This window comes from Streptomyces sp. XY006 (genome assembly GCF_002237655.1).
Lineage (GTDB): Bacteria > Actinomycetota > Actinomycetes > Streptomycetales > Streptomycetaceae > Streptomyces > Streptomyces levis.
This window is the reverse complement of record NZ_NOKT01000031.1, coordinates 91072-107369: the sequence shown is the minus strand read 5'-3', so window position 1 is coordinate 107369 and position 16298 is coordinate 91072. Positions and strand designations below refer to the sequence as shown.

Sequence of the window (16298 nt, the reverse complement as noted above, 5' to 3'; positions counted from 1 at the left end):
CGGGCCGGGGGTGCGCGAGATGATCCGAGCCGGTGTCGGGAGCGGGCCGGGGGTGCGCGAGATGATCCGAGCCGGTGTCTGGGGTGGGCCGGGGGTGCGCGAGATGATCCGGGCCGGTGTCTGGGGTGGGCCGGGGCGGTGTCTCCGGCGGGCCGGGGCGGTGTCGGTGGTCGGCAGTAGGGTCACGGCCCATGACCGACGCCGACTTCCTGAGTGAGACGCGTACCTTCTACGACACCGTCGCCGAGGAGTACGCCGAGCGGTTCCGGGACGCCACCACACCGCTGGACCTGGGGCTGCTGTACGGGTTCGCGGAGCTGGTGGGCGAGGGCGGCGAGGTCGCCGACCTCGGATGCGGGCCCGGGCGCGTGACGGCGTACCTGGCCTCACGGGGGCTGTCGGTCTTCGGGCTGGACCTGTCGGAGTCGATGCTGGCGATCGCCCGGCGCGAGCACCCGGCGCTGCGGTTCCGGCAGGGCTCGATGCTGGACCTGGACCTGCCGGACGCGTCACTGGACGGCGTCGTGGCCTGGTACTCCACCATCCACACACCCGCGCCGCACCTGCCCGCCCTCTTCGCCGGCTTCCACCGCGTCCTGCGCCCGGGCGGGCACCTGCTCCTCGGTTTCCAGTGCGGCGAGGAGCCCCGCCGCTACGAGGAGGCCTTCGGCCACCGGGTGTCCCTGAGCTTCCACCGCCGACGCCCGGAGCGCATGGCCGCGCTGCTGGAAGGGGCCGGTTTCACCGTACGGGCGCGGACGGTACGGGAGGCCGACGAGGAGCACGGAGAGCCGGTCCCCCAGGCCGCACTGGTGGCCCGCAAACCAAGCACGTAACCACCGCAGCCGAACCGCCCCCGGCCCGCCCGCCGTGCGCGACGCGGCGGGCGGGCCGGTCTCACAGTGCCCCCGCCGCATCCCTTCCCGCCACGTATCCGAACGTCATCGCCGGGCCGATCGTCGAGCCCGCGCCCGCGTAGCTGCGGCCCATGACGGCCGCGCTGGCGTTGCCTGCCGCGTACAGGCCGCGGATGGCCGTGCCGTCCTCGCGCAGGACCCGGGCGCGGGCGTCCGTGCGCAGGCCGCCCTTCGTGCCGAGGTCGCCGGGGACGATGCGGAAGGCGTGGTAGGGCGGGAGCCAGAGGGGGGCGAGGCAGGAGTTCGGGAGGACAGCGGGGTCCGTGTAGTAGTGGTCGTAGGCGCTGTCGCCGCGGTGGTGGTCGGTGTCCCGGCCGCGCAGCGCGAGGGTGTTGAAGCGGTCGACGGTGGTGCGCAGGGCCGCCGGCGGGACGCCGATCGACGTGGCCAGGGCGTCCAGCGTCCACGCCTTGTGCGCGGCGCCGGAGTCGTACCAGCCGCCGGGCAGCGGCAGGGCCGGGGCGATGTCCCTGAAGAGGTACCGGTTGCGGTAGTTCTGGTCGACGATCAGCCAGCACGGGATGGCCGGGTCGGTGTCGTGCACGTCGTACATGGTGTGGACGACGTCGCTGTAGGGCGCGGCCTCGTTGACGAAGCGCCGGCCCGCCCCGTTCACCAGCAGCCCGCCGGGCAGTGTGCGTTCGGCGAGGCAGAACCAGGGCTGACCGGGCAGCGGGATCGCCGGGCCCCACCAGGCGTCGTCCATCAGGTCGAGCGCGGCGCCGAGCCGCTGTCCGGCCCGGATGCCGTCGCCGGTGTTCTCCTTCGCGCCGACCGTCCAGTCGGTGCCGATGGGCTGCCGCTGGAAGTGCTCGCGCATCGCCGCGTTGTGCTCGAAGCCGCCGGAGCCGACGATGACGGCCCGGCGGGCACGGACCAGGCCCGGCGCGCCGTCGCGGGTGACGACGGCTCCGGTGACCGTGCCGTTCTCGACGTGCAGATCGGTCAGGGGCGTGTTCAGCCACACCGGCACCCCGGCGGAGCGCAGCCCCGCCCGCAGCCCGGCCGCGAGGGCCTGCCCCATGGTCAGGGGTTTCTGCCCGAGCAGGGCCGCCTTCGTGCCGCGGGCCAGACACTGGGCGGCGACGGCGGCGCCCCGGGCGTTCACGGCGGCCAGGGCGAGCCACTTGTAGTCGGCGCTGAAGACGACCATGCCGGCCGGGACGTCCAGGTACGGCGGGTTGAGCCGCTCCAGTTCGGGGCCGAGGACGGTGCCGTCGAGCTGGTCGGGTTCGACGGAACGGCCGCCCGGCAGGCCGCCGGGCAGCTCCGGGTAGTAGTCGCTGTAGCCCTCCATCCAGCGGAAGCGCAGCGGGCTGTGGGCCATGACGAAGGAGAGCATCGCCGGGCCGTGGGCGAGGAAGGCGCGCTGCCGGTCGGCGGGGACGTCGGGGCCGACCACGGCGGCGAGGTAGGCGGCCGCCTTCGCGGGGGTGTCCGGGACGCCGGCCGCCAGGATCACCTCGTTGTTCGGAATCCAGATTCCGGCGCCGGAGCGGGCGGCCGAGCCGCCGAAGGTCGGTGCCTTCTCCACGACCACGCAGCTCAGGCCCTGTCGTGCCACGGTCAGCGCGGCGGTCATCCCGGCGGCGCCGGAGCCGATGACGACGACGTCGTACGTGCCGAGCGGCGGGAGGTCCGCCGCCCGCGCCCGCTGCCGCCCTCCCGCGGTGACCGCGAGCCCGGCCCCGGCGGCCCCGGCGGCCCCGGCCAGCAGTCGTCTTCGGGACGGGCCGCCGGCCGTCCCCGCGGAGTTCGCGCTGGTGGTCATGGCCGCTCCTGCCCGGGGAGGAACACGAAGGGAGGGGACTGTCGCGCGGGGGCCTGAAGAAGTCAAGGCCCGCACACAGCAGGGCAGTTCCGGGATCGTCCTATTCGAGGCCGATGGCCGCGCAGTCCGCCCGGTACTTCGCGGTGCAGATGTCCTTCACCGTGTACACGCCGTCGGTGATCACGGTCTCCTTGATGTTGTCCCGGGTGAGGGCGACCACCGGCACCAGCATCGCGGGGATGTTCTTCTGCGTCGGGCTGTCGACCGTCTCGCGGGTCAGCGCGGCGAACTCGATCGACCGGCCCTGGACCTTGGCCACGGCGATCTTCGCGGCGTTGGTCGCCTCCAGCAGGAAGGACTTGTACACGGTCATGTACTGCTCCCCCGACACCACGCGCTGCACCGCGTCCAGGTTCGCGTCCTGCCCGGTCACCGGCGGCATCCTGGTGGCGCCCGCCTCCTCCAGCGCCTCGATGACGGCACCGGCCATGCCGTCGTTGGCCGAGTAGACCGCGGCGATGTCGTTCAGCCCGACCGCCTTGATCGCCTTGGCCATGTTGGCCTTGGCGATCGCGGGCTTCCACTCCTTGGTGTCGTACTGCGCGACGATGTCGACCTGGCCCTGGAGTTCGCTCAGCGCGCCGTCCTTGAACCGGGCCGTGTTGGGGTCGGCGGGGTCGCCGTTCATCATGACGACCTTGCTGTTCTCGGCCTTCTCCCCCAGTTCGCCGAGGATCGCGCGGCCCTGCACCTGCCCGACGAGCTCGTTGTCGTGGGAGACGTACGCGTCGACGGGGCCCTCGGCGAGCCGGTCGTAGGCGACGACCGGGATGCCCGCGGCCTTGGCCTTCCGCACGTCCGGGGCGATGGCCTTGGAGTTCACCGCGTCGACGAGGATGACGTCCACCTTGTCGGCGATCATCTGCCGGAACTGCTCGCTCTGTCTGGACACGCTCGCCTCGGCGTTGGCGTAGCGGACCTTGCCCCGGTTCTCGGTGAGGGAGGCGACCTCCTGCTTGATGAGCGGGTAGTCGAACCGCTCGAAGCGCGCCGTGTCCTTGTCGGGCAGCAGCAGCCCCACGGTGATGTCGTTGCTCTTCTTCCCGTCGGCCGAGTCGCCGCTCCCGCCGTCCCCGCACGCGGCGAGGGACAGGGCCGACACGGAGACCGCCAGACCTATGGAGAGATGACGCACAGCGGCCCGGCGGGTGTAACGCGCTTTCACTGGTGGTGCCTTCCGGAGGTGGGGGGAGCATCGCGACGAGGTGGGGTGGCAGAAAGCCAACGGGCAGACGCCGTGCGTCGTCAAGAACCAGGTGTGAAGACTCCGCAAAGGTGCCCTACCGCGGGTACAGGCCGTCCACCTCCGTCGCGAACGCGCGCAGGATCGTGTCGCGGCGGAGTTTCATCGACGGGGTGAGGTGGCCCTCCTCCTCCGTGAAGTCCTGGGGGAGGACCGTGAAGCGGCGGATGGACTCGGGGCGGGAGACGAGTTTGTTGGCCTCGTCGACGGCGCGTTGGAGGATGGCGCGCAGTTCCTCGTCGTCGGCGAGGAGGACGGGCGGGACGGGGTGTTTGCCGTTCATGCGGCGCCAGTGGGTGATGCCGGCCTCGTCCAGGGTGAGGAGCGCGGTGACGTAGGGGCGGCCGTCGCCGAGCACCATGCACTGGGAGATCAGGGGGTGCGAGCGCAGCCAGTTCTCCAGGGGGGCCGGGGCGACGGACTTGCCGCCCGCGGTGATCAGGAGTTCCTTCTTGCGGCCGGTGATGGTGAGGTAGCCCTCGTCGTCCAGTTCGCCGATGTCGCCGGTGGCGAGCCAGCCGTCGGGCGCGGCGGACACGACACCGCCGGCCTGCGGGTCCCAGTAGCCGCGCAGCACGTGGTCGCCGGCGACGAGGATCTCCCCGTCGGCGGCGATCCGCACGCGGGTGCCGGGCAGTGGCCAGCCGACCGTGCCCAGGCGGGGCTTCAGGGGCGGGGTGACGGTCGTCGCGCCGGTGGTCTCGGTGAGGCCGTAGCCCTCGAAGATCTCGATGCCGGCACCGGCGTAGAACGCGGCGAGGCGGCGGCCCAGCGGGGAGCCGCCGCAGATCGCGTAGCGGACCCGGCCGCCCATGGCGCCGCGGATGCGGCGGTAGACCAGCGGGTCGTAGAAGGCGCGGGCGGTCTTCAGGGCGCGGGAGGGGCCGGGGCCGGTGCCCGTCTGGCGGGCCTCCACCGCCTCTCCGTAGCGCTGCGCCACGGACACGGCACGGTCGAACGACGCCGCCCGGCCGCTCGCCTCGGCCTTGGCGCGGGCCGAGTTGAAGACCTTCTCCAGCATGTACGGGATGGCCAGCAGGCAGGTCGGCCGGAAGCCGGCCAGGTCCGGCAGCAGGTCCTCGGCCTTGATGCTCGGCGCGTGCCCGAGCCGGACGCGGGCCCGGACGCAGGCGATCGCGACCATGCGGCCGAAGACGTGGGACATGGGCAGGAACAGCAGGACCGAGGCCTCTTCGCTGGTCCGGTCCTTGAAGACGGGGTAGAGCAGCTCGATGGCGTTGTCGACCTCGGCGAAGAAGTTGCCGTGGGTGAGGGCGCAGCCCTTGGGGCGGCCGGTGGTGCCCGAGGTGTAGACGAGGGTGGCGAGGGTGTCGGGGCCGAGCATGCCGCGCCGTACCTCGACCTCCTGGTCGTTCAGGTGTGCCCCGGCCTCGGCGAGGCGGTCCACGTGGCCCTTCTCCACGACCCACAGGTGCTTGAGGTCGGGCAGCCGCTCGCGTTCGGGGCCGAGGGCGGCGGCCTGTGCGGTCGTCTCGGTGATGAGCGCGACGGCGCCGGAGTCCTGCAATATCCAGCGGGCCTGGAAGACGGAGGAGGTGGGGTAGACGGGGACGGTGACCAGTCCGGCGGCCCAGGCGGCGAAGTCGAGGACGGTCCACTCGTAGATCGTGCGGGCCATCACGGCGACCCGGTCGCCCGGTGTCAGCCCCTCGGCGATCAGCCCCTTCGCCACGGCCGCCACCTGGTCGGCGAACTGTGCCGCGGTGACGTCGTTCCAGTTGCCGTCGGCGTCCTTGCGGCTGAGCACCACGGCGTCCGGGTCCGCGCTCGCGTTGTCGAACGGCAGGTCGGCGAGCGACCCGTGCGTCCACGGCGGTGCCAGCGGCGGCACGGACGCCTCGCGTACCGCCCCGTCGAGCCGCTTGACCTCGGGCGCGACCAGGACCGGTCCGCCGTACACGTCGCCGTAGGCGGAGGAGGGATACGCAGTGGACACGGGCGGCTCCTGGGGCGTGCAGCGATGGACTGCTTGCTGCATGACGTACGTGCCTCGCACGCCGAGGCGCTCAACCGGCGGAATCCCCAGAAAGGGGTTACTGCCGGTAGGAACGGGATCGTACGGCGCTCACGTGGCGGCCTTGTGCGGGTTCGGGAATGGTCCGGAGCCGGGCCTGTGCATGCTCGGAGGTTATGTGAGGGTCTCTCAGCTTCCGGCGGCCGCCGGCTCAGGCCCGTTCCAGGATCGCCGTCACGCCCTGTCCGCCCGCCGCGCAGACCGAGATCAACCCCCGTGCGGGCGCGTCCCGTTCGGAGAGCAGCTTGGCCAGCGTGGCGACGATCCGGGCGCCGGTGGCGGCGAAGGGGTGCCCGGTGGCGAGGGAGGAGCCCGCGACGTTCAGCCGGGCCCGGTCGACCGTGCCGAGGCCCCGCTTCTCCCAGGCGGCGAGCGTCGCCAGCACCTGGGAGGCGAACGCCTCGTGGATCTCGACGAGTTCGAAGTCGTCCAGGCCCAGCCCGGCCCGCTCCAGCATGCGCGGGACGGCGTACGCCGGTGCCATGAGCAGGCCGTCCTCGCCGCCCGCGACGTCCCCGCCGACGAAGTCGACGGCCGCCGTCTCGTACGCGGTGAGGTACGCCAGCGGCTCCAGGCCGCGCTCGCGGGCCCAGTCCTCGCTCGCCAGCAGTACGGTCGCCGCGCCGTCGGTCAGCGGGGTCGAGTTCCCGGCCGTCATGGTGGGTTCGGGGTGGTCGAGGCCGAACACCGGCTTGAGGGCGGCGAGTTTCTCCGCCGTCGAGCCGGGGCGCAGGTTCTGGTCGCGGGCGAGCCCGCGGAAGGGCACCACCAGGTCCTGGAAGAAGCCGCGTTCGTAGGCCGCCGCCAGCCGCTGGTGGCTGGCCGCGGCGAGTTCGTCCTGCGCCGCGCGGCCGATGCCCCAGGCCCGGGCGGTGACGGCGGCGTGTTCGCCCATGGACAGGCCGGTGCGCGGCTCGGCGTTGCGCGGGATGTCGGGGACGAGGTGGCCCGGGCGCACCTTCGCCAGGGCCTTCAGCCTGCCGCCCGGCGTCTTCGCCCGGCGGGCCTCCAGCAGGATGCGGCGCAGCGCGTCGTTGACGCCGAGGGGCGCGTCGCTCGCGGTGTCGGCGCCGCCCGCGATCGCCGAGTCGGTCTGGCCGAGGGCGATCTTGTTGGCGGCGGCGATGACCGCCTGGAGGCCGGTGCCGCAGGCCTGCTGGATGTCGTAGGCGGGGGTGCTCGGGTGGAGCTTCGAGCCGAGGACCGTCTCGCGGGCCAGGTTGAAGTCGCGGCTGTGCTTGAGGACCGCCCCGGCGACGAACTCGCCCACCGCGCCGGGCCCGTCCAGGCCGTGGCGCTCGACGAGGCCGTCGAGGGCGGCGGTGAGCATCTGCTGGTTGGAGGCGGTGGCGTAGGGGCTGTCGGAGCGGGCGAAGGGGATGCGGGCTCCGCCGACGATCGCCACGCGCCGGACCGACGGCGACAGCTGCTGGGGGCTCATCTCGACCTGCTCCTCGTCCGTGCCATAGCCTTACCTCCGGTAACCTTACTCCAGAGTAAGCACTGTTGCCCCCACCACTGCTTCGCCGGAACCAGGAGTTGGAATGGCCGACCGCTATCTACGCCTCACGGGTACCGCGCCCGGCCGCTTCCTCACCCGCCGGCTCGGGCTGCCGCAGCCCGCGGCGCTGGTCCGCTGGTCCCCCGAGCACCCCGCCTTGGACGGCGGTCTGCGCCACCTGACGGCCGGGACGTCCGGCCTGGACCTGGCCCCGGTGCTGGCCCGGACGGGCCTCGGCCCGGGCGGGGCGGACGACCGCCCGGCCGCCGTCGTCCTGGACGCGACCGGCGTGCGGGACGTCGAGGGCCTGGCCGAGGTGCACGCCGCGCTGCACCCGGTCGTACGGTCGGTCGCCCCGAGCGGCCGCGTGCTCGTGCTCGGCGCCCCGCTCGACCCGGCCGACCACCACCAGGCCGCGGCCCAGCAGGCCCTGGAGGGCTTCACGCGCTCGCTCGGCAAGGAGATCGGCCGGGGCAGGACCGTGAACCTGGTCAGGCTGACGGACGCGGCCGCCGCCGAGTCGACGCTCCGGTTCCTGCTGTCGCCCAAGTCCGCCTACGTCAGCGGCCAGGTGATCGAGGTCGGCCCGCCGCACGAGAGCCCCGCCGCCCTGGACTGGGACCGTCCCCTGGCCGGCCGCACCGCCCTGGTCACCGGCGGCGCCCGGGGCATCGGGGAGGCCGTCGCCGAGACGCTCGCGCGGGACGGGGCCCGGGTCGTCGTCCTCGACGTGCCGCAGGCCGAACAGGACGCCCGGCGCGTCGCCGACCGGATCGGCGGCACCGCCCTGCCCCTCGACATCACCACCGCCGACGCGGGCGCGCGGATCGCCGAGGCCCTCCCGGACGGCCTGGACCTGCTGATCCACAACGCGGGCATCACGCGTGACCGGCGGCTGGTGAACATGCCGGCCGAGCGCTGGATCTCCGTGCTGGAGGTGAACCTGGCGAGCGTTTTGCGCACCACGGACGCCCTGCTGAAGGCCGGCACGCTCAAGCGCGGCGGCTCCGTCGTCGCCACGGCCTCGATCGCGGGGCTGGCCGGGAACACCGGCCAGACGAACTACGGGGCGAGCAAGGCGGGCGTCGTCGGACTCGTCCGCTCTCTGGCCCCGCGCGCGCTCGACGAGCACGGCGTGACGGTGAACGCGGTGGCGCCCGGCTTCATCGAGACGAAGATGACGGCCGCGATCCCGCTGTTCATCCGCGAGGCGGGCCGCCGGATGAACTCCCTCGCGCAGGGCGGCCTGCCGGCCGACGTCGCCGAGACGACCGCCTGGCTCGCCCACCCGGCCTCCGGCGCGGTCAACGGCCAGGTCGTGCGCGTCTGCGGCCAGAGCCTGCTGGGGGCGTGATGACCGACACCCCCGTCGTCCTCACCGCCTCCCCCTCCCTCGCCCCGCTGCTGGCCCGCGGTGCCCTGCTGTCCCCCTTCAAACGGCCCGCCCCCGACGCGGCGTTCCCCCGCACCCGGCTCGTCCTGCCCGGCCTGCGCGTCGACCTCGCGCGGCTCGCGGCGTACGAGCGGGTGTGCGGCTTCCCCACCGGGGAGGACGCGCTGCCGGTGACGTATCCGCACGTGCTGGGCTTCCCGCCGGCCATGCGGCTGATGAGCGAGCGGGCCTTCCCGCTGCCGCTGCTGGGCCTGGTCCACACGTCGATCACGATCACGCGGCACGCGCGGATGCCCGCCACGGGCACGTACGAACTCGCCGTCCACGTCGAGGCGCTGGCCGCGCACCGGCGCGGCACGGAGGCGACGGTGGTCACCGAGGTGCGCGACGGCGGGGACGTGGTGTGGGAGTCGCGCAGCACGTACCTGGCCCGGCACGGGCGCCCCACCCAGGCCCGCCGGGAGGAGGAGAGGCACGAGCCGCAGCCCCCCGCCGCGGAGCCGACGCCCCCCACCGCCGGACCCACGCCCCCCGTCACCGAGCCGCTGCCCCCCGCCGCCGAGCCGCTGCCCCCCGTCGCCGAGTGGCGGCTCGCCGCCGATGTCGGGCGGCGCTACGGGGCCGCGTCCGGGGACCGCAACCCCATCCACCTCCACCCGCTCACCGCCCGGCTGTTCGGCTTCCCCCGGACCATCGCGCACGGCATGTGGACGGCGGCGCGCTGCCTCGCCGCGCACGGCACACCGGACTCCTGCCGCGTCCGCGCGGATTTCAGGGCGCCGGTGCTCCTGCCGGGGACCGTGACCTACGCGGCGAAGGGCCCCCGGTTCGCACTGCGGGGCCGGGACGACCGGGTGCATGTGACCGGGGAGGTCCTTCCCGGCTGAGGGGGCACCGGCCGGGCGGCTACCCGGCCCGGGTGTCCGTGCCCTCGCCCGGCGGGGACCAGGGCCGCCCCTCCATGAGGCCGCCGAGGCCGGCCCAGGCGAAGTTCATCAGGGTCGCGGCGGCCTGCCGGGCGGTGACACCCGGCGTGGCGTTGGCCCAGGCCGCCAGGGACTCGGCGGCGCCGACCAGGGCCTCGGCGAGTCCGGCGACCTCGCGCTCGGGCAGGTCCGGGTCGCGGTGCGCCTCGCGGGCGCCGGCCAGGATCAGCTGCGTCACGAACGCGACGATCTCCTCGCGCATCGCGGCGACTTCGGCGGCGAAGGGCTCGCCGTGCGTACGGGCCTGGAGGTGCAGGATCGACCAGGCGTCGGGGTTCTCGGCGGTGTGCGCGAAGAACGCGCCGAGGCCCTCCCACAGTTGCCGGTCGGCGGGCAGGTCCCGCCGGACTCCGGCGCGCACCGCCTCGACCAGTGCCTGGGCCTCCCGGCGGATGCAGGCGGTGAAGAGGTCTTCCTTGGAGTTCAGGTACAGGTAGACCAACGGCTTGGACACGCCCGCCAGTTCGGCGATCTCGTCCATCGAGGCGGCCATGTAGCCGCGTTGGCCGAAGATGCGCACGGCGGCGTCCAGCATCTGCTGTTCACGGACCGCACGCGGCATCCGCTTCGTCTTCACGGCACCCATACCGCTTAGCGTACGGGCCCCCCGGCCGCCCCTCCGCCGGAAGAACCGGAGGAGGGCCGGCCGGGGGGCCCGTCAGGTCGGTGCGTCCGGCGCGTCAGGCGGCGGCAGGCACCCGCTCGGGCCGCGCGTCACGCGGCTCGTCGTCCAGGGCGAGGTCCGAACCGTCGGCCGTGGCGTAGGCGTCCCGGTCGAGCAGCTTCTCGCGGGCCGAGACCAGAACCGGGATCAGCGCCTGTCCGGCGACGTTGGTCGCGGTGCGGATCATGTCCAGGATCGGGTCGATCGCCAGGAGCAGGCCCACGCCCTCCATCGGCAGGCCGAGGGTGGACAGGGTCAGGGTCAGCATGACCGTCGCGCCGGTCAGACCGGCCGTGGCGGCGGAGCCGACCACCGAGACGAACGCGATCAGCAGGTAGTCGCCGACGCCCAGCTGGATGTCGAAGATCTGGGCGACGAAGATCGCGGCGATGGCCGGGTAGATCGCGGCGCAGCCGTCCATCTTGGTCGTGGCGCCGAACGGCACCGCGAAGGAGGCGTACTCCTTCGGCACGCCGAGCCGCTCGGTGACCTTCTGCGTCAGCGGCATGGTGCCCACGGACGAGCGGGAGACGAAGGCCAGCTGGATGGCGGGCCAGGCACCCTTGAAGAACTGGACCGGGTTGACCTTCGCGACGGTCGCGAGCAGCGTCGGGTAGACGCCGAACATCACGAGGAGGCAGCCGATGTAGATGTCGGCGGTGAAGGTCGCGTACTTGCCGATCAGGTCCCAGCCGTAGGTGGCGATGGCGTAGCCGATCAGGCCGATGGTGCCGATCGGGGCGAGCCGGATGACCCACCACAGCGCCTTCTGCAGCAGGCTGAGGACGGACTCGCTCAGGGTGAGGATCGGCTGGGCCTTCTCGCCGAGCTTCAGGGCGGCGATACCGGCGACGGCGGCCATGAAGACGATCTGCAGGACGTTCAGCTCGGTGAACGGCGTGATGACGTCCGTCGGCACGATGCCGGTCAGGAAGTCGATCCAGGAGCCGGTGGTCTCGGGCTTCCCGCCGTCCTTGGGCGTGAGGCCGGTACCGGAGCCGGGGTTGGTCACCAGGCCGATGACGAGGCCGATGCTCACCGCGATCAGCGACGTGATCATGAACCACAGGAGGGTGCGCGAGGCCAGGCGGGCCGCGTTGTTGACCTTCCGCAGGTTGGTGATCGAGACCAGGATCGCGAAGAAGACGAGCGGGGCGACGGCCAGCTTCAGCAGGCCGATGAAGGTGTCGCCGACCTTCTCCAGGGTGGTGACCAGCCAGGACAGGTCCTGGCTGCGGGCGAGCCAGCCGAGCAGCACGCCCAGGACGAGACCGGCGAGTATCTGGGCCCAGAAGGGCACCTTGAAGGACTTCGTGTGTGAGGACACGCGACTGACTCCGTTGGGGGGACGCGTAACGGCGGGGGGAGAACTGACGTGGGAGACGACGGGGGTTGCGTTACGTCAGGGACGACAGAAAGCGGACGCGCACCGACAGAGATCCACGTGCAGCCGTGCCACGAGCGGAGCGCTCGAAGGCGAATGAGGCACGACTGCTGACTTCATACACAGACCTTAACACCTGAGCTTTGAGGACCCCAAAGCCTGGCTTTGACAGGTGACGGGACACACACACCCATACAAAGGCAAAGCGCCCCGTGTCCGCGCATGTGCGGAAACGGGGCGCTGTTCGCCTGCGGAGGGGACCTTACGAGGTCTGCCCCTGGGCCCGGGCGGTGTCGTCGGCGACGTCCTCCTGGTTGCGGTTGGCGTCCAGGTTGGCCTTCATCCGGTCGACCCGCTGGGCGACCTGGATGGACGCACGGTCGCGCTCCTTGCGCAGCACGACGAAGCTGATCGGCGCGGAGATCAGCAGGGCGAGCAGGACGACCCACAGGCCGTTGCTGTCGCCGAGGCCGCGCGGGGCGAGGCCCGAGTAGACGGCGCCCCAGACGACCACGAGGCAGCCCACGAAGACACCGAGGCGCATCAGCGTGTAGCGGAGCATCTCAATCCACTCTTCCGTTTCGAACGGCCGGAACACACCCAAAGGGGCACCGTCCAGTGAAGCACGCCGGACGGCCGATCTTGCAGGGGGGTCAGTGCAGCGGGAGCAGCATGATCACGTCGTCGCGGTCGTCGCCCGGCGCGACCCGGATGGCGCCGGGGATGCGCCCGACCTCCTTGTAGCCGCACGAGGCGTAGAACCGCTCCAGGCCGAGCCCGCCCCGGCAGGTGAGCCGGATCGCCTCGATCCCGTCGATCCCGCGCGCGGCGTCGGCGGCGGCGGCCAGCAGATCACGGCCGTAGCCCTTGCCCTGGTGACGCGGATGCACCATCACCGTGTACAGCCACAGCCAGTGCGTCATCAGATGGTGGGTGTTGAAGGTGAGGAACGCGGTGGCCGCGACCCGCCCCTCCTCGTCGCGCCCGACGAGCAGCCGGACCCGCCCCTCGGCCATGGACGCGAAGTGCGTGATCAGCTGCGGCCGGATGTCCTCGCGCGTCACCGGGGGCACGAAGCCGACGGCCCCGCCGGCGTTGGAGACGTCGGTCCACAGGTCGAGGATGCCGTCGCGGAGCTCCGGGGTGACGGCCGGATCCAGCGTGAAGGTAAGGGGCATGCCGGGATTGTAGCTATTACGACAGGGCCCGCGCCGCCACTTCCAGGTCCGACACCAGCCCCCGGTAGGCCGCCTCCCGGTCGTCGGACCGCAGCACCGCCGAGGGGTGCACGGTCGGCACCAGCCGCTCGGGCCGCCCGTGGATCTCCTCCTCCAGCACGGTCCCGCGCACCTGCGTGACCCGGAACGAGGACCCGAGCAGCGCCTTCCCGGCGGTGGCGCCCAGCACGACGATCAGCTCCGGCTCCACGACCGCCAGCTCCGCGGCGAGCCAGGGCCCGCACGCGGTCATCTCGCGCAGGTTCGGCGCCTTGTGGATCCGGCGCTTGCGCGGCTCGGCCTGCGTGAACTTGAAGTGCTTCACGGCGTTGGTGACGTAGGCCTCGCCCGGGTCGATGCCGGCGTCCGCCAGGGCCCGGTCGAGCAGCTTGCCCGCGGGCCCGGCGAACGGCTTCCCCTGCCGGTCCTCCTGATCCCCGGGCTGCTCCCCCACAAGCATCACCCGGGCGTCGGTGTTCCCGGCCCCGAACACGGTCTGAGTGGCGTCGCGATGCAGGGGACATCCCCGGCAGTCGGCGGCGGCCCGCCGCAGAGCGGCAAGCCCGCCCCGACCGGGAACGAAGGGTTCAGCGGTACAGGCGTCTTCCGGCGCCCCGGCGGCAACCATGCCCTTCCGGGTACCCACCTCAGGGGCGCGGGGAACTGCGCGAGCAACCCCCACGCGCGGAAAGCCGCACTCACACCCGCATGGCCTGCGGCGCATCGCGAATCGACGGGTCGGGCCCGTCGTACTCCCGAATGATCTCGTACCGCGTGTTCCGCTCCACGGGCCGGAACCCGGCATCACGGATGAGGTCGAGCAAGTCCTCACGCGTCAGCTTGTTCGGCGTGCCGAAGTTGTCCGCGTCATGCGTGATCTTGTACTCGACGACCGACCCGTCCATGTCGTCCGCACCGTGCTGCAGCGCCAGCTGCGCGGTCTGCACGCCGTGCATCACCCAGAACACCTTCACGTGCGGCACGTTGTCGAACAGCAGCCGCGACACCGCGAAGGTCTTCAGCGCCTCCGCCCCCGTCGCCATCTGCGTCCGGGCCTGGAGCCGGTTGCGGACCTTGCCGTCCTTCATGTCGACGAAGTCGTGCTGGTAGCGCAGCGGGATGAAGACCTGGAAGCCGCCGGTCTCGTCCTGCAGCTCGCGCAGCCGCAGCACGTGGTCCACCCGGTGCCGCGGCTCCTCGATGTGCCCGTACAGCATCGTGCACGGGGTCTTCAGGCCCTTCTCGTGCGCCAGCCGGTGGATCCGGGACCAGTCCTCCCAGTGCGTGCGGTGGTCGACGATGTGCTGCCGGACCTCCCAGTCGAAGATCTCCGCGCCACCGCCGGTCAGCGACTCCAGACCCGCGTCGATCAGCTCGTCCAGAATCTCGGACGCGCTCATCCCGGAGATCGTCTCGAAGTGGTGGATCTCGGTGGCCGTGAAGGCCTTCAGCGACACGTTCGGCAGGGCGGCCTTCAGCTCCCGCAGCGACCGCGGGTAGTACCGCCACGGCAGGTTCGGGTGGAGCCCGTTGACGATGTGCAGCTCGGTGAGGTTCTCCGACTCCATCGCCTTGGCGAGCTTGACGGCCTCCTCGATGCGCATCGTGTACGCGTCCTTCTCCCCCGGCTTGCGCTGGAAGGAGCAGTACGCGCAGGAGGCCGTGCACACGTTCGTCATGTTGAGGTGACGGTTGACGTTGAAGTGCACGACGTCGCCGTTCTTGCGCGTGCGCACCTCGTGCGCGAGGCCGCCGAGCCAGGCCAGGTCGTCCGACTCGTACAGCGCGATGCCGTCCTCACGGGTCAGGCGCTCACCGGCCCTGACCTTCTCCTCCAGCTCGCGCTTGAGCCCGAGATCCATGCCCACACCTTTCTACGGAGACGTCCCAACCGTACGACTAGACCTCTTCGGGCAGTTCCCCGACCCGGTTCTCCCACTTCGTGGAGAGCACGATGGTCGTACGGGTCCGGGAGACGCCCTTGGTCCCGCTGAGCCGCCGGATGATCTTCTCCAGGCCGTCCACGTCCGCCGCCCGCACCTTGAGCATGTACGAGTCGTCACCCGCGATGAACCAGCAGTCCTCGATCTCCGAGAGATCGCGCAGCCGCTGCGCCACGTCCTCGTGGTCCGTGGCGTCGGACAGGGAGATGCCGATGAGGGCGGTGACGCCGAGGCCGAGCGAGGCCGCGTCGACGGTGGCCCGGTAGCCGGTGATGACGCCGGCCGCCTCCAGCCGGTTGATGCGGTCGGTGACGCTGGGTCCCGACAGGCCGACGAGGCGTCCCAGCTCCGCGTAGGAGGCCCGGCCGTTCTCCCTCAGGGCCTGGATGAGCTGCCTGTCCACCGCGTCCATTGCGATCGAAGCCTTCCGCTGAAGTTGTCTGTGGTCCGATGAGTTCCGGTGTGTCCGCTCAGCCGGCGCGGTGTGCTCCGCCGCCGAGCTCACCTTGCCAACGGCGGTAGAGCGTGTGCGGCACGCCCGCCGCGTCGAGTACGCGTCCGGCGACGAAGTCCACCAGGTCCTGGATGTGCGTCGCGCCCGCGTAGAAGGCGGGTGAGGCGGGCACCACGGTCGCGCCCGCGTCGTCGAGGGTGACCAGGTGCCGCAGGGTCTGGCCGTTCAGCGGGGTCTCCCGTACGGCCACGACCAGCCTGCGGCCCTCCTTGAGGGTCACGCTCGCCGCCCGCTGCAACAGGTCCTTCGACAGGCCGAGCGCGACCCCGGCCACGCTCGCCGTCGAGGCGGGCACGATGAGCATGCCCTTGGTGGGGTACGACCCCGAGGAGGGTCCGGCGGCCAGGTCGCCGGCGCTCCAGTGCCGTACGGCGTCGAGGTCGACGGAGAAGGTGTCCGGCTTGCCGTCGGCGCCCCGGGCGAGCCATTCGCGCAGGTCGTCGCGCCAATGGGCGTCCCGGAACGAGATGCCCGTCTCGTCGAGGAGGGTGAGCCGGGAGGCCCGGGACACCACGAGGTCGACGCTCTCACCGGCGGCGAGCAGGGCCCGCAGCACGGCGGCGGCATACGGGGTGCCGGAGGCACCGGACACCCCTACGATCCAAGGCGTACGCGGCGTCTCGCCTGGCTTGACTGGGTTCACGACCCCGAGCCTATCCGGCGCCGCGGG

The 16298-nt window shown here is 72.2% G+C and carries 16 protein-coding genes; 3 read left to right on the top strand and 13 right to left on the bottom strand.

The features are described 5' to 3' along the window. Positions 1-191: 191 nt before the first annotated feature. A complete protein-coding gene (locus CHR28_RS30320; protein ID WP_094056904.1) occupies positions 192-836 on the top strand; it encodes a class I SAM-dependent methyltransferase in 645 nt (214 codons plus the stop codon). 61 nt (positions 837-897) lie between these two features. Here CHR28_RS30320 and kstD read toward each other — a convergent pair whose 3' ends face one another. The 4 genes from kstD to CHR28_RS30300 form a co-directional block, all read right to left on the bottom strand. Then, complete coding sequence (gene kstD / locus CHR28_RS30315) at positions 898-2688, bottom strand: 3-oxosteroid 1-dehydrogenase (protein ID WP_094056903.1); 1791 nt, start codon at positions 2686-2688, stop codon at positions 898-900. 100 nt (positions 2689-2788) lie between these two features. After that, entirely contained in the window at positions 2789-3913 is a 1125-nt protein-coding gene (locus CHR28_RS30310) for a sugar ABC transporter substrate-binding protein (protein WP_094056902.1), read from the bottom strand. A 115-nt stretch (positions 3914-4028) separates the two neighbouring features. Next, complete coding sequence (locus CHR28_RS30305) at positions 4029-5948, bottom strand: AMP-dependent synthetase/ligase (protein WP_373453402.1); 1920 nt, start codon at positions 5946-5948, stop codon at positions 4029-4031. A gap of 229 nt (positions 5949-6177) precedes the next feature. Beyond that, the gene (locus CHR28_RS30300) at positions 6178-7467 is read right to left on the bottom strand and encodes an acetyl-CoA C-acetyltransferase (protein ID WP_094056901.1); all 1290 of its coding nucleotides are present in this window, start codon (positions 7465-7467) and stop codon (positions 6178-6180) included. A gap of 103 nt (positions 7468-7570) precedes the next feature. On the opposite strand from CHR28_RS30300, the gene CHR28_RS30295 reads away from it, so the two are divergent. Both CHR28_RS30295 and CHR28_RS30290 read left to right on the top strand, forming a co-directional pair. Beyond that, positions 7571-8881 (top strand): 3-oxoacyl-ACP reductase, encoded by a 1311-nt coding sequence (locus CHR28_RS30295; protein WP_094056900.1) that lies wholly within the window; start codon positions 7571-7573, stop codon positions 8879-8881. Then, the gene (locus tag CHR28_RS30290) at positions 8881-9807 is read left to right on the top strand and encodes a MaoC family dehydratase (RefSeq protein WP_094056899.1); all 927 of its coding nucleotides are present in this window, start codon (positions 8881-8883) and stop codon (positions 9805-9807) included. The genes CHR28_RS30295 and CHR28_RS30290 overlap by 1 nt, the downstream gene beginning before the upstream one ends. 19 nt (positions 9808-9826) lie before the next feature. On the opposite strand, the gene CHR28_RS30285 is transcribed toward CHR28_RS30290, so the two are convergent. From CHR28_RS30285 to CHR28_RS30250, 9 genes are all read right to left on the bottom strand, one after another. After that, entirely contained in the window at positions 9827-10492 is a 666-nt protein-coding gene (locus CHR28_RS30285; protein ID WP_094056898.1) for a TetR/AcrR family transcriptional regulator, read from the bottom strand. Between the two features lie 94 nt (positions 10493-10586). Then, on the bottom strand, positions 10587-11897 hold the full coding sequence (locus CHR28_RS30280) for a dicarboxylate/amino acid:cation symporter (protein ID WP_094056897.1): 1311 nt from the start codon (positions 11895-11897) through the stop codon (positions 10587-10589). A 75-nt stretch (positions 11898-11972) separates the two neighbouring features. Then, complete coding sequence (locus CHR28_RS39040; RefSeq protein ID WP_344540150.1) at positions 11973-12074, bottom strand: putative leader peptide; 102 nt, start codon at positions 12072-12074, stop codon at positions 11973-11975. Positions 12075-12216: 142 nt separating this feature from the next. Next, the gene (locus tag CHR28_RS30275) at positions 12217-12516 is read right to left on the bottom strand and encodes a DUF4229 domain-containing protein (RefSeq protein WP_094056896.1); all 300 of its coding nucleotides are present in this window, start codon (positions 12514-12516) and stop codon (positions 12217-12219) included. A 91-nt stretch (positions 12517-12607) separates the two neighbouring features. Next, on the bottom strand, positions 12608-13132 hold the full coding sequence (locus tag CHR28_RS30270; protein WP_094056895.1) for a GNAT family N-acetyltransferase: 525 nt from the start codon (positions 13130-13132) through the stop codon (positions 12608-12610). A gap of 16 nt (positions 13133-13148) precedes the next feature. Continuing rightward, a complete protein-coding gene (locus CHR28_RS30265) occupies positions 13149-13799 on the bottom strand; it encodes a UdgX family uracil-DNA binding protein (protein WP_094056894.1) in 651 nt (216 codons plus the stop codon). A 70-nt stretch (positions 13800-13869) separates the two neighbouring features. Beyond that, positions 13870-15033, bottom strand: coding sequence for an aminofutalosine synthase MqnE (gene mqnE, locus CHR28_RS30260; RefSeq protein ID WP_094056893.1), 1164 nt, complete (start codon positions 15031-15033; stop codon positions 13870-13872). Positions 15034-15070: 37 nt separating this feature from the next. Next, positions 15071-15526 (bottom strand): Lrp/AsnC family transcriptional regulator, encoded by a 456-nt coding sequence (locus CHR28_RS30255; RefSeq protein WP_094056892.1) that lies wholly within the window; start codon positions 15524-15526, stop codon positions 15071-15073. Positions 15527-15584: 58 nt separating this feature from the next. Further along, positions 15585-16271, bottom strand: coding sequence for a UbiX family flavin prenyltransferase (locus tag CHR28_RS30250; RefSeq protein ID WP_094056891.1), 687 nt, complete (start codon positions 16269-16271; stop codon positions 15585-15587). Between the last annotated feature and the right edge of the window lie 27 nt (positions 16272-16298).

Coding starts and splice junctions, on each gene's coding strand:
- CHR28_RS30320 (WP_094056904.1), top strand. CDS start 192: ATGACCGACGCCGACTTCCTGAGTGAGACGCGTACCTTCTACGACACC.
- kstD (WP_094056903.1), bottom strand. CDS start 2,688: ATGACCACCAGCGCGAACTCCGCGGGGACGGCCGGCGGCCCGTCCCGA.
- CHR28_RS30300 (WP_094056901.1), bottom strand. CDS start 7,467: ATGAGCCCCCAGCAGCTGTCGCCGTCGGTCCGGCGCGTGGCGATCGTC.
- CHR28_RS30295 (WP_094056900.1), top strand. CDS start 7,571: ATGGCCGACCGCTATCTACGCCTCACGGGTACCGCGCCCGGCCGCTTC.
- CHR28_RS30290 (WP_094056899.1), top strand. CDS start 8,881: ATGACCGACACCCCCGTCGTCCTCACCGCCTCCCCCTCCCTCGCCCCG.
- CHR28_RS30285 (WP_094056898.1), bottom strand. CDS start 10,492: ATGGGTGCCGTGAAGACGAAGCGGATGCCGCGTGCGGTCCGTGAACAG.
- CHR28_RS39040 (WP_344540150.1), bottom strand. CDS start 12,074: ATGAAGTCAGCAGTCGTGCCTCATTCGCCTTCGAGCGCTCCGCTCGTG.
- CHR28_RS30275 (WP_094056896.1), bottom strand. CDS start 12,516: ATGCTCCGCTACACGCTGATGCGCCTCGGTGTCTTCGTGGGCTGCCTC.
- CHR28_RS30270 (WP_094056895.1), bottom strand. CDS start 13,132: ATGCCCCTTACCTTCACGCTGGATCCGGCCGTCACCCCGGAGCTCCGC.
- CHR28_RS30265 (WP_094056894.1), bottom strand. CDS start 13,799: ATGGTTGCCGCCGGGGCGCCGGAAGACGCCTGTACCGCTGAACCCTTC.
- mqnE (WP_094056893.1), bottom strand. CDS start 15,033: ATGGATCTCGGGCTCAAGCGCGAGCTGGAGGAGAAGGTCAGGGCCGGT.
- CHR28_RS30255 (WP_094056892.1), bottom strand. CDS start 15,526: ATGGACGCGGTGGACAGGCAGCTCATCCAGGCCCTGAGGGAGAACGGC.